Here is a 15,747-nt window from a genome sequence, read left to right as displayed (position 1 = left end):
CTGCCCGAGGCTGCCGGCCCTCTACCCCGCCAGCGCCTGCCCGCGCGCGCGCGCTGCGTCGATGGCGCGATCGACCTGAACCATCCAGCCACCCTCCTCCAGCACCTGCACCGCGGCCTGGGTGGTGCCGCCCGGCGAGGTCACGCGCTCGCGCAGCCGTGCCGGGGCTTCGTCGGCCGCCTGCAGCATGCGCGCCGCGCCGAGCAGGGTCTGCACGACCAGTCGCCGGGCGGTCTCCGCTGGCAGGTCGCGCGCGCGAGCCGCCTGTTCCATCGCCTCGGCCAGCAGGTACAAGTAGGCCGGGCCGCTGCCGGCGACGGCCGTCACCGTGTCCATCTGCGCCTCGTCACGCAACCACACGGTCATGCCGGCGCCGCGGAACACGGATTCGGCGCTGGCGCGCTGCGCGGCATCCAGCGATGGCGCCGCGTAAAGTCCGGTGACGCCGGCGCCGATCGCCGCCGGCTGGTTCGGCATGCTGCGCACCACGCTGTCGATACCGAGCCATTGCCGCAGTTGCGCATGGGTGATGCCAGCCATGATCGAGATCACCAGCGGGCGCACCTGCGCCGCCACGGGGGCCAGCGCTTCACAGACCATCGCGGCCACCTGCGGCTTCACCGCCAGCACCCAGACCGGCGCCGCGGCCGCGGCTTCGGTGTTGTGTGCCGTTGCCTGCACCTGCAGCCCCGCGGACAGCGCCCGGCGGGTGTCGGCGTCCGGGTCGGCCACCACGATCCGCGCCGGATCGCGACCCTCGGCGAGCAGCCCCTGCACCAGGCAGCGCGCCATGTGCCCGCCGCCAACGAAGGCGACCTCGGCCGGCGACGTCACTGCGGCCGCTCCACGCCGAGTTGGGCATCCAGCCAGTCCAGCACGCGCTGCTGCACGTCGCGCCCGTGCGCGCTCTCGAAGAACCAGTGCGGGCCGCGCGGGTAGGTGACCATTTCCACCGGGGTGCCGTTGAACTTCAGCGCGCGATGGAACATCTCGCCCTGCGACAGCGGTACGCGCCTGTCCTGCTCGCCGTGCAGGATCAGCACCGGCACGGTGACCTTGTCGGCATGGCGGATCGGCGAATGCGCGTCGTAGGCGGCGCGGTTGGCGAGCGGGTCGCCGAAGTAGCCTGGCAGGTAGTCGGGGGTGTCGGTGGTCAGCGCCATCGCGCCGATGTCGATCACGCCGGCGCCGACGATCGCGGTCTTGAAGCGGTCGCTCTGCGTCACCGCCCACGCCGCCATGTAACCGCCATAGCTCCAGCCGCCGATCGCCAGCCGCCGCGGATCGGCCACGCCTTCGCGCTCAAGCAGGTCCACGCCGTCGAGGATGTCCTGGAAGTCGCCGCCGCCCCAGTCGTTGCGCGCCATCTCGGCGAAGGCCGGGCCGCCACCCTCCGAGCCGCGCGGGTTCGGCAGGAACACCGCGTAGCCATGCGTGGCCAGCAGTTGCGCCCAGTCGTGCCACGAGCCCAGCCAGCCCGACCACCATGCCCAGGCCGGGCCACCGTGGCCCTGCACCAGCGTCGGCAGCGGCGTGCCGCGCTTCCAGCCCGGCGGCGTCACCAGCAGGCCGGTGATGCGCAGGCCGTCGCGCGAGGAAGTCCACTCCAGTTCGCGCACCTGCCCATGCGCCCAGCCGGCCACTTCCGGGTGCGTGTCGGTGCGCGCGGCCAGCCGGCCGCGGTCCAGCGTCCAGACCTCGGCCGGCTGGTCGTCGCGCAACCCCAGGTAGGCGCTGCGGCCGTTGCGCGCAGTGGTGAAGGACGCGAACGGAATCTGCGGACGCGCGATTTCCTTCCAGCCGCCGCTGGCCGCGTCCAAGCGCAGGAAGGCACCGCGCACGCCGCGCTGGCCTTCGCCGAGCAGCGTGTTCTCGTCCTGCCAGCGCGCCAGCCACAAGGTGCCGTTCCAATCCGCGCCCAGCGCCACGCGGCGCCCGCTGGCGACGTCGTGCACGGTGGGGCTGGCGGTCATGCCGTGTTCGCCCAGCCGGCCGTAGAGCAGGCGGCGGCCGTCCGGCGACCATTGCAGCGGATGCGCCGAGGCGCGCGGCTCCAGCACCGGTCCAAGCGCACCCGTGCCGGCATCGACCAATACCACCCGCGAGCGGTACCAGTAGTCGTTGAGGGTGGTGCCATCGGAGACGCGCAGCGCCAGTGTGCAGCCGTCCGGCGACCATGCCAGGTCGTGCACCTGCACGCCGGGCGCGGTCAGCGCGCGGGTGGCGCCATCGCGCAGGTCGCGCAACCACAGCCGCGAGAACAGGGTGGGATGTTCGACGCGCACCGCGTCGTCCTTCGCTTCGCGCGCAGCCCTGGCCGCAGCGTCGGGCATGTCGATGGACAGGTAGGCGATGCGGCTGCCGTCATGCGATACCTCGAACGCGCTGACGTCACCCTGCGCGCGCGTCAGCAGCGTGGCGTCGTCGCCCCGCGCATCGACGCGCCAGACCTGCGTGCCGGCAAGGCCGGCCTCGGCTTCGGCCGCCGGCAATGGGCGGTTGGAGATGAAATCCAGATGGCGGCCATCGGCCGTCCAGCGCGGATGCTCCTCGCTGGCCGCGGCGGGTGCGGGCAACTCGCGCGCGATCGCCCTGCCGGTTGCCGGCACCCGCCAGATGCGGCTGCGCGGCGGCTGACCCTGCGCCTGCGGCGTGCCCACGGTGTAGGCGATCCACTGCCCGTCGCGGTCGATCTGCGGATCGCCGACGCTGCGCAGCGCCATGATCTTCTCCGGCGTCGGCAACTCCGGCGCCGTTCCTGCCGCGGCCAGCGCCGGCAGGCAGACGAGCAACGTCAGGCAGATGGTCAGGATCCGGCGCGGCATCGGCATCATGCGGGTTGTCCTTGCGGGGTGGGCAGCGGCAGGTGGCGGCGCAGCCATTCGGCGCCGCGGGCGATGGCGTCGCGCGCCTTGTCGGAGACGGCCATCGCCTCGATGAAGCTGTGCGGCGCGCCGGGATAGACCTGCGTCCGGGTAGGCACGCCGGCCTCGGCCAGCCGCCGCGCCATCGCGGCGTTCTGCTCGGCCAGCACGTCGCGGTCGCCCCACAGCAGCAGCGCCGGCGGCAGGCCATGCAGGTCCGCGTGCAGCGGCGCCGCCAGCGGGTCGGCCACCCGCTCGGCCTCCGGGCCGAGGTAGGCGACCCAGAATTCGTCCATTTCCGCGCCGCTGAGCATGTCCTCGGACGTCCCCAGGTTTTGCCGCGCGGCCTCCGACAAGGCCGGCGTCCACGCGCCGTAGTTCAGCAGCAGCGCGCGGATGCGGGCCAGTTGCCCGGCCTCGCGCAGGCGCAGCGCGGTGGCGACGGCGAGGTTGGCCCCGGCCGAGTCGCCGCCCAGCGCCAGTTGCCCGGCGTCGATGCCGAGGCCGGCGCCGTGCGCCTGCAGCCAGTCCAGCGCGATGGCCGTCTGGTCGAGCGCGGCCGGGTACGGGTGCTCCGGTGCCAGGCCGTAGTCGATCGCCAGCACCGGCAGGCGCGCGGCGTCGGCGTATTCGCGCAGCAGGCGGTCGTGGGTATCCAGCCCGAACATGCACCAGCCGCCGCCGTGCAGGTAGACCAGTGCCGGTGACGGCGCGGCGGTGGTCATGCTCTGCGGGTACAGCACGCGCATACCGAACGCACCATGCGGCGACTCCAGTTGCACGTCGCTGACATCGCGCATCCGCGGCCCACCCTCGCGCCAGCGGGTGCGGGCCTGCGCGGCGATGGCACGGCGCTCGGGCCAGTCCGGCTCGCGGCCGCCGCGCAGTTGCGCGCCCTGCCGACAGACATCCTCGATGAACAGGCGGATCTGCGGGTCCAGCGCCTGCAGGCTGCGATTCATGCGGATGCCCCGACGTCGCCGGCGAAATCGCGCATCCACTCCACCAGTGCCAGCTCGCCACCGGTCTGCAAACCGACCAGCAGTTGGGCGAAATCGTGCCGCGCCTCGTCCTGGCCGAGCTTGAAGGTGGCGCGTACTTCGCGCACCGCCCCGCGCAGCGCGGTGACGCCGGTGGCCAAGCGCGCATAGCGCTCGCCCATCTCGTCCAGCGCCCAGGCGCGCGGGCGCCCGGCCTCCATCTGGCTGACCAGCGCATCGAGTTCGGCGCGGATGTCGGCCGGCTCCTCGCTCACCGTCACCTCCAGCTCGAACATCGCCGCGGCGTAGTTCCAGCTCGGCGCCTGGGTGCGGTCGTCCAGCCAGCTCGGCGAGACATAGGCGTGCGGCCCGATCAGCAGCGCCTGCGCACGGCCGTCGCGGCGCAGCCGCGCCACGTGCGGGTTGCGCCGCGCCAAGTGGCCGCGCAGCGCGACCAGCCCGCCATCGGCATCGAGCTCGGCGCGCAGCGGCAGCGGGGTGAAGGCGGCATCCTCGCCCCCGGCCGACACCAGCCAAGCGAAGGGTTGGGTGGCGAGCAGGCGCAGGACGTCGTCCTGGCTGCGCGGTGCATAACGGCTGTCGCGGGCGTGTCCCATCAGTGCAGTTCCTTCAGTGCGGTGGCCACGGAAACCGCGGGCCAGCGGTCGCGCCACGGCGCGGCCTGTTCGAGTTCGGCGGCCAGTTGCAGCAGCAGCGGCTCCTGTCCGCGGTCGGCGGCGAACTGCACGCCGACCGGCAATGCGCCGGCCTGCCCCAGCGGCAGCGAGATCGCCGGGGTACCGGCGAGGTTCTGCAGCGGGGTGTAGCCCATCCAGTGGAACATGGCCGGCAGCAGGGCGTCGAAATCGCGGTCCGGCGCCAGTTCGCCCAGCGGCGGCGGCGGGGTGCGCAGGGTCGGCGTCAGCAGCACGTCGCAATGCCGGTGGAAGGCGTTGAAGGCCGGCGGCAGCGCGGCCAGCTTGGCGTAAGCCTGTTCCAGTTCGGCCACGCCGCAATGGGTGCGGTGATACTCCGCGAGCCCGTGCGTCCACGGCTCCAGCGCGGTCGCAGCGAAGTCCTCGCCACCCTGCGCGGTGGCCAGTTCCACCGCGTCCAAGCCCAGCCGCGACCATAGCGTGTACAGCGCCCGCCAGACCTCGCCACCCGGCAGCGGGTACGCCGCGGCTTCGACGCGATGGCCGAGCGAGGTGCATAGCCGAGTGACGTCCTCGACGACGGCAGCGACGGCCGGGTCCGGCGCCAGCCCCGGCAACGCATCGGCCACCACGCCGATGCGCAGCCGGCGCGGCGGGCGCGCCAGCGCCTGCGGGTCGAGGCCACCGTCCGGGTACGCGGCCGCGAACGCCCAAGCGGTATCGCGCACGCTGCGCGACATCAGGCTGTCGGCGACGATCAGGTCCTCGATCGCATGCCGCCCGCGCACCGCCACCGTCGCACCACGCCCGGGCTTGAGCCCGACCACGCCGCAGGCCGAGGCGGGGATGCGGATCGAGCCGGCGCCGTCGCTGCCGTGGGCCAGCGGCACGATGCCGGCGGCCAGCGCCGCGCCGGCGCCGCCGCTGGAACCGCCCGGCGAATGCGCCACGTCCCATGGGTTGCGCGTGACCGGGCCGAGCAGCGGTTCGGTCGAACCCATCAGGCCGAACTCGGGCATCGCGCTCTTGCCGATCGCCACCAGCCCGCTGGCGTCGAAGCGCTGCACGAACGGCGGCGCGTCGGTGGCCGGCATGCTGCTGCGCGAACGCGAGCCGCCGCGCGTGGGCATGCCCGGGTAGCGCAGCGAATCCTTGGGCAGCCACGGCACCCCGGCCATCGGCGCGGCGCGGTCCACGCCGGCGGCACGCGCCAGCGCACCGTCGAAATCCGTATGGCTGAGCGCGCCCAGCGCGGGGTCGAGATGGCGCGCGCGGACGATGGCCGCGGCGGTCAGTTCGGCCGGCGACAGTTCGCCATCGCGGACCAGCGCATGCTGGTCGTGCGCGTCCAGATGGCCCAGCTCCAATGCCTGGGCCAGCGGAAATTCCTTGGACGTCATGCTTGCGGATCCTGCACTTGCCGGCGCGCGCGGCGCTGGCCGTAACCGAGGTAGAGGACGGCGCCGGCCAGCAGGTAGGCCAGCAGCAGGCTGGCCGGCAGCACGTCGCCGCGGCGCACCTGGTTGAACATGTCGCCCAGCACCGGCGCCATCATCGCCAGGCACATGACGATGCCCAGCACCGGCACCACGCCGATCCAGGCCCGGCCGATCCACACCCCGCCCAGCGGCACGCGGAAGCCGCCGCGCAGGTCGGGGCGGGTCGAGCGCAGCCACATCACCGCGATGCACACCACGATGAAGGCCGAGGCGATGCCCAGGCAGATCAGGTCGCCGAGGATGCCGATCGGCAACAGCGCGGCGAGCAGGGCGCTGGCGACGCCGAAGGCGACGCTGGCCAGCCACGGCGTGCCCAGCTTCGGATGCACCCGGGTGAAGAACGCCGGCAGCAGGCCGTCGCGGGCAATGGCCATGCCGACGCGGGAGACGCCATAGGCGTTGGCCAGCAGTACCGAGCCCAGCCCGGTCAGCGCACCGACCTTGATCAGCACCGCGAAACCCGGCCAGCCGATGCGGTCCACCGCCAGCGCCACCGGGTCGGGCACGCCGAGCTCGCGGAACGGCACCAGCCCGGTCAGCACCGCGCCGGCGGCGATGTACAGCACCGTGCACACCACCAGCGAGCCGAGGATGCCCAGCGGCACGTCGCGGCGCGGCCGGCGCGCCTCGGCGGCGGCCATCGATACGGTTTCAAAGCCGAGGTAGGCGAAGAACAGCATCGCCGCCGCGCGCATCACCCCGGGCCAGCCATAGGCGAAGCCACCCTCGTTGGCCGGCAGGAACGGCCGCCAGTTGGCCGCGTCGATGAACGTCGTGCCCACCGCGACGAAGGCCAGCAGCACCGCGATCTTGATCACTACCAGCACCAGGTTGGCCAGCGCCGAACGCCCCACCCCGGCGATCTGCACCGCCGCCGCGGCCAGCACCGCCAATGCCGCGACGACGTTGACGCCGCCGCTGATATCCAGATGGGTATGCCCGCCCTGCTGCACCGCGCTGACGGTGGAGGTCGCCAGCGCCGCCGGCACCTGCACGTGCAGGTCGCCGAGCAGGCTGGTGAGGTAGCCCGAGAAGCCGGCGGCCACCGCGGCGGCGGCCAGCAGGTATTCCAGAATGATCATCCACGCCAGCGCCCACGCCGCGCCCTCGCCCAGCGTCACCTGGCAGTACGAGTACGCCGAGCCGGGCACCGGGATCACCGACGACAGCTCGGCATAGCACAGCCCGGTGAAGCCGCAGGCCAGCGCCGCCAGCACGAAGGCCAGCACCACCGCCGGCCCGGCGAAGCTGGCCGCGGCCTCGCCGGTCACCACGTAGATGCCGGCGCCGAGGATGTTGGCCACGCCCAGCACCAGCAGGCTGCCGGCGCCCAGGCGGCGGTGCAGGCCGGCGCGCTCGCCGTCGGCCACCACCGCCTCCAGCGGCTTGCGGCGGGCCGCAAGCTGCCAGCGCCCGAGCGGACGCGCCTTCGCGAAGTTCCCGTCCATCGGCTCAGTAGCGCCAGTGCACGGTCACGCCGACGGTGCGCGGACGCACCAGGCCTTCGCCGACGCCGTTGGTCTCGGCCACGCTGCGGGTGACGCCGCGCTTGTCAGTGAGGTTGCTGCCGAACAGCGTCACGTCGGTGCTGCCGAAGGTCATCCGGTAGCGCAGGTCGAACAGGTTGTAGTTGCCCTGACGGTTCGGCGCGACGCCCGGCACCGCGGAGTTGAGGTCGCTGATGCCGCCGCCGACATACTGGTGCGACAGCGACAGCACCGGGTAGAAGCGCGCGTCGAAGTGCCAGCTCAGCAGGTTGCTCACCGTCCAGTCGGCCGAGCCCGGCAGTTGCGAGCCCTTGGGCGCGGTGCCGTACCAGAGAATGAACAGGTCCTCGTCCAGGCGCGCGCGCTGCCAGGTCGCCGCGGCCTGCCACTCGAAGGCATCCACCGGGCGCCAGGTGGTGGCCAGCTCGATGCCGCGGCTGTAGGCCTTGCCGCCATTGCTGGCGTAGTTGTAGAAGTCCGGCGTCTGCAACCGCAGCTGGATGTCCTTCCAGTCCACGTCGAACAGCGTGGCATCGAGCAGCAGGCGCCCACCGGCCCAGCTGGTGCGGGTGCCGAGTTCGTAGTTGACCAGGCTGTCGCTCTTCGAGCCGGACGGCACCGGATAGGCGCTCAGGCCGGCGGTGTTCGGCTCGCCGAAGCGGAAGCCCTCGGACACCAGGCCGTAGACCATCACGTCCGCGTTCGGCTGCCAGCTCAGCGCGACCTTGGGATTGAAGCCGTTTTCCTTGGTCTGCTGGGTGGAGACGATGGGGTCGCCCGGATACGTGGAGAAGCCGACCTGGGTGGTGGTCGTGCGCACCTCGTTGCGGAACAAACGGCCGCCGACGGTCGCCTTCCATTGTTCGTTGAAGTGGAAGCTGGCCTCGCCGAACAGCGCCGCCTCCGAACCGCCGAGGTGGGTGCCGAAGGCGTTGAAGACCTCCCCGTCCGGCGCGATCACCGCGCCGCTGCCCGGGCCGAACAGCGCCGACTGGTCGAACGCCGCGGCCGCGCCGGCGGCGCCGATCTGCTCGTACAGGTCCTTGTCCGAATCGAAGTACATGCCGCCAACCAGCCAGTCGACGCGGCCACCGGGCTTGGACGACAGCCGCAGCTCGATGCTCTTGCCGCGGCTCTCGCCGCCGGATTCGATGTACAGCGGCGAGGTCAGGTCGAGGTCGAGGTCGGCGTTGTAGGCGGCGCGGATCGGGGTGTAGTCGAAGCGCCAGTCCTGCTGCTTCTTCTGGTAAGCGGCCAACGCGGTGAGGTCGGCGAAGCCCAGGTCCTGGTCCAGCCGCAGGCTGTGCACGGCGACCTTGGTAGTGGTGAACTCGGGGATCGCGGTGTCGCGCTGCAGGTCGCCCAGCCCGGCGATCCGGTAGCCGTTGTCGTCGCTGTCGATGTCCTGCAGCAGGCTCAGCCAGGTCAGGGTGGTGGCTTCGGACGGGGTCAGCACCACCGACAGGCGGCCGCCGTCCAGCGTGGTGTCGTTGGCGCCCTTGCGGCCGGTGCCGATGTTGTCGAGGAAGCCGGGGTCGTCGCGGTACTGCGCCACCGCGCGCACGGCGAGCAGGTCCTGCTTGATCGGCAGGTTCACCATCGCCTTGGCGGCAAAGCCGAGGTCGGCGTTCTTCGTCTGGCTCAGCGTCGCCTCGGCGGCGGCGTCGAAACCGCCGCTGTCGGCGACGTTGGCGACGTAGTTGACCGCGCCGCCCATCGACGCCGAGCCGAACAGCGTGCCCTGCGGGCCGCGCAGCACTTCCACGCGGTTGAGGTCGAAGGCATCGACGTCGGGGATGGCGATGGTCCAGCCCGGCTCGGTCAGCGGCACCTCGTTGAGGAAGTAGCCGGTGGTCGGCTGGCCCTGCACGTTGCCCGAACTGGTGGCGATGCCGCGCATGACCACGTGCGACACGCCCGGCTGGTAGTTGTTGAACACCACGCCCGGAGTGCGGCCGATGTAGTCGGCCAGCGACTGCGCGCCGATGTCCTGCAACTGCTGGTCGGTGACCGCCGAGGCCGAGCCGGCGATCTCGCGCACCGATTCCTTCAGCTTGCCGGCGGTGACGGTGATGGTGTCCAGCGTCCGGGCCGGGTCGGCGCCCGCGGCTGGCGGCGTCGCGTCCTGCGCCCAGGCGGTGGTGGTGGCGGCGGCCACGCCGAGGCAACAGGCGAAGCGGATGGCGTGGGTGAGCTTGCGGACGTGGAGTTGCGAAGGCATTGGCACGGTCCCCTGGTGGCGATGGATGGAGCCGGCGGGCATTCCCGCACGGCGGCATGCGCGGCTGGGACCGAGTGAAAGTGAAAAGCGCCATCGCTGTCCAGCAGAATCAACGGCACGACAACTGGCGACAAACCATTGATTGCACTATGGTTCCAACGCAGAAAGCCGTGGATATGGCCGATCCCGCAGGTGAAATACGCAGAATCTGCGGCGCCCGTCATCAAATAGCGAACAACCTGCGGCAGCCGCCGCACCGGGAAATCCCATGACCGCCAAGGCGCTGGACCGTACCGACCTGAAGATCCTCGACGTGCTGCAGCAGGACGCGCGCATCACCAACCAGGCGCTGGGCGAGCGCGTGGCGCTTTCGCCCAGCGCCTGCCTCGCGCGGGTGCGCGCGCTGGAGGCCAAGGGGCTGATCCGCGGCTACCACGCGCACGTGGCGGTGGACCGCATCCGCTCGGCGACCGTGGTGCTGGCGCAGGTCACCTTCAAGCAGCACGCGCTGGAGGAATTCACCGAGTTCGACCGCCGCATCCTGGCCATGCCCGAGGTGGTCGAGGCCAGCCGCATCTCCGGCGCCCACGACTACCTGCTACGGGTGATCGTCAACGACGTGCACCACTGGAAGGACATCGCCCGGCTGCTGCTCGGCGGCGACTACGGCGTGGAGAAGATCGTCTCGCAGTTCCTGATGGACGAGGTCAAGCCGTTCAGCGGCTACCCGCTGGTGGCCACCTCGACGGACAAGCGCGGGGGATAGCCGCGGCCGCCGCGCCCTGCGGTTTGTTGACTGGTAATAAAGTTGTATCCCGAAACCATCGCAAATAGCTGACTGTCCGCCGACACCGCTCAGGGCAAAAATGGAAAGTTCTACCCTAAGGCTATCGGCAACTCAATTAGCACCCGAAATAAAGTTCTATCCTCACAGGCTGTAGCAGCCTCAAGGAGTTGCGCCCACGCACCCATTCGAGAGGAGAGGCAGATGCAGGTCATTTTTTCGATGACCTTCATGTGGCTCGAGATGCTGCCGCAGCAAGAGCACTTTCCAGATGCTGTTGTCCTGAGACTTGATGGCACCTGTAATCATCATAGCGCTCCGGTGACCTCGCCCACCGAAGGTACCCGGCACCAGGCAGCACCGAGCCACTCCCGGTTCTCCGGATGCAGGTTCCCGTTGGATCTGCGGGCAAGCTGGTTGTCGATGAATTGCTCAATACCGTCATGGGCTTCGCGAGTCGATTCACGGTCAACTTTCCAATGGTCCGTCTCCATCGGCTCAAGGAACCAGGACACCACCCCTGGCGGGTTGGCATGCAGCTGACCCTCGCCATCCACAGCCACCGCCAGGAACTCCTGCCGCAGCCGCAGGCCACGTTCGTCCTGCCAGCGCAGCATGGCGGTGACGACATGGCCGACCCCCGACAGCGAAGCTCCGGCAGTCAGGCCCTGGAAGTCATAATTCCGCGCACGGGACAACAGGTCCTGAACGAAGGGATGGTCGAGATCGAGCACCTCCGTTTCCACCGCCTGGTGCCGCATCTCCCTGGTAAAGGTGACCCGGCCCTCGCGCCCAAGCCTTGGGAGCCGGGCATCTGCTGGCACCTCGATCCGCCAGGCCACTCCAGGGAAGTGGCGACTCTCCCGGATTGCGCCCCCCAGCAAAACGACCATGCCGAACACGAAGGCCTTCAAGTGCGGCGCACCGACTCGGAAGCCCGCTCTCAGCTCGTCCGCGTCATAGCTGACCGCATGCTGGAACAGGTCGCGCTGCAGCTCTGCAGTTTCCCGGGCCCGCCGCATTGCTTCCTCGATGTTCTCTTCGGTGCGGCGCACTCCGGCCGTTGCGGCCTGCTCTAGGATCTCCTCCACGTCCAGCAGGCTGGCCAGCTCGCCGACGATGTCGCTGACCAGGTTCTCGGAAGATCTCTGGTCGACGCCGGCCATGTCCGCCGCCACCTGCTGGAGTCGGTCATACATCTTGATGACGACCTGATCGTCGGCGGATTCAATGCCCTGCAGGTTAATTGCCACTACGTGGTGCTGCTGCCCGTAGCGATACAACCGACCGATCCGCTGAGCAAGTCGCATGGGGTTCCACGGCAAGTCGTAGTTGACAAGGATGTGGCAACGTCGGTGCAGGTTCAGGCCCTCGCCACCGGCTTCGGTGGAGACCAGAAACTGCCCCGTGTCCTCGAACCTTGCGATGGCAGCGCGGCGTTCCTCGACATCCATGCTGCCGTTGATGACATCCACCTTGTCGGCGCCATAGCGAGCAGCCAGCTGCTCGACGATGTAGTCCTGCGTACCGCGGTACTCGGTGAACACCAGGACGCGCTCGGCGCTGTTGTCGCGGGTAATGGGTGCGATTATGCTGTCGAGGAAAGCATCCATCTTGTCGTCTTCCTCACAGGCGACGCGACACTCCTCGATCAGGGTCTTCAGCTTCTCCGTCTCGCCGAAGAAGAACTCCTCTCGTGCCTCGTCGATTCCGACTCGGGCTTCTTCGTACTCACCCTCGAACCGCTCATCCCCGAGGTCTTCGAGAAAGCGGGCCGATGCCGCCTCTGAGGTCAGTCTGGACAGACGGCGCGTCAGGGCCAACTGCAGGGTACGGATCGAGGAGGCTGCGAGCTTGCGGTAGACCGTCATGACGAAGCCGATCGCGCTTCCGCGTCGCCGCCCCACCCGCTCAGCGGCTTGGTATCCCAGTTTCAGATAGGCCTGCAACTGCGCTTCAAGCTCCCGTAGCTCCGGGCTGGAATCCACCTGCACCATCCTGGAGGTCTGTCCGTGGAAAACGAAGTTGCCATCGAGGGTTCACCCCCGTTTTCACGGACACTTACGAGAAGGCCGATCGAGGCCTGAGGAGTGTTCATGTCGAAGTGAAGGAAGTTCAGCGCCGAGTTCAAGCGCGGTGCTATTGAGCAGGCCAGCCAGCCGGGTGTGAGCTGTGCCCAAGTGGCTCGGGAGTTGGGGATCCGCGACACCCTGTTGACCCGCTGGAAGCGGGAAGCCCAGAGCCAGGGGGTGGTGGCTTTCGGCGGCAGCGGGACGCCCCGGGACGAAGAGCTGGCCCGCCTCAAGCGCGAGCTGGCCCGGGTGAGGAAGGAACGGGATTTTTTGCGAGAAGCGGCGACGTTCTTTGCCAAGGGATCATCCTGAGGTATCAGGTGATCGAACGTTGCCGCGACGCGTTTCCGGTTCGACTGATGTGCCGCTGCCTGAAGGTGTCGGCCAGCGGTTACTACGACTGGAGCCAGCGACTGCCCAGCGCCCGACAGCGCGACAACCAGCGCCTGGCCGCGCGAATCCGCGAGATGCACGAGGACAGCCGTGGCACTCTCGGCGCCGGTCGCATGCACGAAGACCTGGTCGATCAGGGCGAGTCGGCCAGCTTGAACCGCGTGGCGCGACTGATGGCGGCCGAGGGTTTGCAGGGCTGGCCGCGCCCGAAGCGGCGCGGTCAGCGCGGACGGCCGGCGCTCACGCCTCCGGGCGTGCGCAACCTGCTGGAGCGGGACTTCACCGCACTGGAGCCGGAGACCAAATGGGTCACCGACATCACTGAGATCAAAACAGGACAAGGCAAGCTGTATCTATGCATCGTGCTGGATTTGTTCGACCAGCGCGTGGTGGGTTGGTCGATGCACCACAGGCAGGACCGGCACATGGTGATCCGGGCGGTGCAGATGGCGGTATGGCAGCGGCAAGGCGCGGAGCCGGTGATCCTGCATTCCGATCGCGGCAGTCAATTCCGAAGCGGCGACTACCAGCGGTATCTGTCGAGAAACGGCCTGGTCTGTTCGATGAGCGCGGTGGGACACTGCGGCGACAACGCGGCCTGCGAAGGGTTTTTCGGCGTGCTCAAGCGCGAGCGGATCTACCGCACGAAGTACCTGACACTCGATGCAGCGAAGACTGATGTGTTCGAATACGTCGAGCGGTTCCATAACCCGAGGATGCGGCGAAGAGTCGCCAGGCGCGATCGGGAGTTCCAAGCTCTTTCACAACCGTCCGTGATTTCGGGGTAGAACCCGTTTCCCGCAGGGCTCGGGCAATCATTCCACCGTCACCGACTTGGCGAGGTTGCGCGGCTTGTCCACGTCGGTGCCACGCGCCAGCGCGGTGTGGTAGGCCAGCAACTGCACCGGGATGGTGTGCACCACCGGGCTGAGCACGCCGGCGTGGCGCGGGGTGCGGATCACGTGCACGCCCTCGGAGGCGCTGAAATTGCTGTCCTGGTCGGCGAACACGAACAGCTCGCCGCCGCGCGCGCGCACTTCCTGCATGTTGGATTTCACCTTTTCCAGCAGGCTGTCGTTGGGGGCGATGACCACCACCGGCATCTCCGCGTCCACCAGCGCCAGCGGGCCGTGCTTGAGCTCGCCGGCCGGGTAGGCCTCGGCGTGGATGTAGGAGATTTCCTTCAGCTTCAACGCGCCTTCCAGCGCGATCGGGTAATGCAGGCCGCGGCCGAGGAACAGCGCGTTGGCCTTGCCGGCGAAGCGCTCGGCCCAGGCGACGATCTGCGGTTCCAGGTTCAGCGCGTGCTGCACGCTGCCCGGCAGGTGCCGCAGCTGTTCCAGGTAGTCGGCTTCCTGCGCGGCATCGACGCGGCCATGCAGCTTGCCCAGCACCACCGCCAGCTGGAACAGTGCGGCCAGCTGGGTGGTGAAGGCCTTGGTCGAGGCCACGCCGATCTCGGCACCAGCGCGGGTGTAGCAGACCAGCTCGCTGGCGCGCGGGATCGCGCTCTCGGGCACGTTGCAGATCGACAGCGTGTGCGCGTGGCCGAGCGACTTGGCGTACTTGAGCGCCTCCATCGTGTCCAGGGTTTCGCCGGACTGGGAGATGGTGACGATCAGGTGCTTCGGGTCGGCATAGGCGGCGCGGTAGCGGTATTCGCTGGCGATCTCCACACTGCACGGCAGCCCGGCGAGGGCCTCGATCCAGTAGCGCGCGGTCAGGCCGGCGTAATAGCTGGTGCCGCAGGCCAGGATCTGCACGCCGGTGACGCCGGCCAGCACCGCCTCGGCGTTCCTGCCGAACAGTTCGGCCGGGAAGCCGCCGGCATCAATGGCGGCCTCGATGGTGTCGCCCAGCGCGCGCGGCTGCTCGTGGATTTCCTTCTGCATGAAGTGGCGGTACGGGCCGAGTTCCAGCGAGGCCAGCGACACGCTGGACAGCCGCTCCTCGCGCTGCACCGGCACGTCGCCGGCATCGAACACGCGCACGCCGGCGCGGGTCAGCTCGGCGGTGTCGCCTTCTTCGAGGAACACCACCCGGCGCGTGGCCGAGACGATCGCCGACACGTCCGAGGCGACGAAGTTCTCGCCCTCGCCCAGCCCCACCAGCAGCGGGCAGCCCATGCGCGCGACCACCATGCGCTGCGGCTCGGCCTGGCTGATGACCGCCAGCGCGTAGGCACCGGTCAGTTCCTTCACCGCACGCTGCAAGGCTTCCAGCAAATCAATACCGGCTTGCAGGTGGTGGTGGATCAGGTGGGCGATGACCTCGGTGTCGGTCTGCGACTCGAAGGCGTAGCCCAGCGCGCGCAACCGCTCGCGCTGTTCCTCGTGGTTCTCGATGATGCCGTTGTGCACCAGCGCCACGCCGTGGCTGAGGTGCGGGTGGGCGTTGGATTCGGTGACCCCACCATGCGTGGCCCAGCGGGTGTGGCCGATGCCCAGCATCGCGCTGAAGCCCTCGGCGGCGGCGGCGCTTTCCATCTCGGCCACGCGGCCGGTGCGGCGCACGCGGCGGATGGCACTACCGTCCAGCACGGCGATGCCGGAGGAGTCGTAGCCGCGGTATTCCAGCCGCTTCAGCCCTTCGATCAGTACCGGTACCACGTCGCGATCAGCGATCGCCCCAACGATGCCGCACATAAACCGCCCGCTTGCGAAAAGAGCGGACATTCTAAGTCAGCCGATTCGGCCATCCAGCGGACATCGCCGGACAGGCCCGCCGCGGACACTGTCCGCGCGGGTGTCCGCGGACACCCGGACACTTTCCCGATCCGCACATATTTCAA

The 15,747-nt window shown here is 69.4% G+C and carries 11 protein-coding genes; 2 read left to right on the top strand and 9 right to left on the bottom strand.

Going from position 1 to position 15,747, the window contains the following annotated elements; all coding sequences use genetic code 11:
- Positions 1 to 21 precede the first annotated feature (21 nt).
- Genes proC through MIC98_RS04205 form a run of 7 tightly spaced genes read right to left on the bottom strand, consistent with a single transcriptional unit; the run spans position 22 to position 9,707 of the window.
- The gene (gene proC / locus MIC98_RS04235) at positions 22 to 834 is read right to left on the bottom strand and encodes a pyrroline-5-carboxylate reductase (RefSeq protein ID WP_345772146.1); all 813 of its coding nucleotides are present in this window, start codon (positions 832 to 834) and stop codon (positions 22 to 24) included.
- A complete protein-coding gene (locus MIC98_RS04230; protein WP_239735901.1) occupies positions 831 to 2,834 on the bottom strand; it encodes a S9 family peptidase in 2,004 nt (667 codons plus the stop codon). The genes proC and MIC98_RS04230 overlap by 4 nt, the downstream gene beginning before the upstream one ends.
- The gene (locus MIC98_RS04225; protein ID WP_239735899.1) at positions 2,831 to 3,826 is read right to left on the bottom strand and encodes an alpha/beta hydrolase; all 996 of its coding nucleotides are present in this window, start codon (positions 3,824 to 3,826) and stop codon (positions 2,831 to 2,833) included. Before MIC98_RS04225 ends, MIC98_RS04230 begins: the two co-directional genes overlap by 4 nt.
- On the bottom strand, positions 3,823 to 4,461 hold the full coding sequence (locus tag MIC98_RS04220) for an FMN-binding negative transcriptional regulator (protein WP_239735897.1): 639 nt from the start codon (positions 4,459 to 4,461) through the stop codon (positions 3,823 to 3,825). Before MIC98_RS04220 ends, MIC98_RS04225 begins: the two co-directional genes overlap by 4 nt.
- Positions 4,461 to 5,900: an amidase family protein gene (locus MIC98_RS04215; protein ID WP_239735894.1), complete on the bottom strand. Its 1,440-nt coding sequence runs from the start codon at positions 5,898 to 5,900 to the stop codon at positions 4,461 to 4,463. Before MIC98_RS04215 ends, MIC98_RS04220 begins: the two co-directional genes overlap by 1 nt.
- Complete coding sequence (locus MIC98_RS04210; protein ID WP_239735891.1) at positions 5,897 to 7,447, bottom strand: amino acid permease; 1,551 nt, start codon at positions 7,445 to 7,447, stop codon at positions 5,897 to 5,899. The genes MIC98_RS04215 and MIC98_RS04210 overlap by 4 nt, the downstream gene beginning before the upstream one ends.
- 4 nt (positions 7,448 to 7,451) lie before the next feature.
- Positions 7,452 to 9,707, bottom strand: coding sequence for a TonB-dependent receptor (locus MIC98_RS04205; RefSeq protein ID WP_239735889.1), 2,256 nt, complete (start codon positions 9,705 to 9,707; stop codon positions 7,452 to 7,454).
- Between the two features lie 268 nt (positions 9,708 to 9,975).
- Between MIC98_RS04205 and MIC98_RS04200 the strand changes: the two genes are divergently transcribed.
- Positions 9,976 to 10,473, top strand: coding sequence for an Lrp/AsnC family transcriptional regulator (locus tag MIC98_RS04200; protein WP_239735885.1), 498 nt, complete (start codon positions 9,976 to 9,978; stop codon positions 10,471 to 10,473).
- Positions 10,474 to 10,799: 326 nt separating this feature from the next.
- Here MIC98_RS04200 and MIC98_RS04195 read toward each other — a convergent pair whose 3' ends face one another.
- Positions 10,800 to 12,479 (bottom strand): C-terminal helicase domain-containing protein, encoded by a 1,680-nt coding sequence (locus MIC98_RS04195; protein ID WP_239735884.1) that lies wholly within the window; start codon positions 12,477 to 12,479, stop codon positions 10,800 to 10,802.
- 153 nt (positions 12,480 to 12,632) lie between these two features.
- On the opposite strand from MIC98_RS04195, the gene MIC98_RS04190 reads away from it, so the two are divergent.
- Positions 12,633 to 13,744, top strand: a protein-coding gene (locus tag MIC98_RS04190) for an IS3 family transposase (RefSeq protein WP_239738024.1) whose coding sequence is annotated in 2 segments (ribosomal slippage) — positions 12,633 to 12,828 and positions 12,828 to 13,744 — 1,113 coding nt in all. Because the reading frame shifts where the segments join, the coding sequence is not laid out codon by codon here.
- A gap of 27 nt (positions 13,745 to 13,771) precedes the next feature.
- Here the strand turns inward: MIC98_RS04190 and glmS are convergent.
- Entirely contained in the window at positions 13,772 to 15,601 is a 1,830-nt protein-coding gene (glmS, locus tag MIC98_RS04185) for a glutamine--fructose-6-phosphate transaminase (isomerizing) (protein ID WP_239735882.1), read from the bottom strand.
- Between the last annotated feature and the right edge of the window lie 146 nt (positions 15,602 to 15,747).

The organism is Stenotrophomonas sp. NLF4-10, from assembly GCF_022359915.1.
Taxonomy (GTDB): domain Bacteria; phylum Pseudomonadota; class Gammaproteobacteria; order Xanthomonadales; family Xanthomonadaceae; genus Stenotrophomonas; species Stenotrophomonas daejeonensis.
The sequence above is the reverse complement of the archived record's forward strand: the minus strand, read 5'-3'. Positions and strand labels throughout refer to the sequence as shown.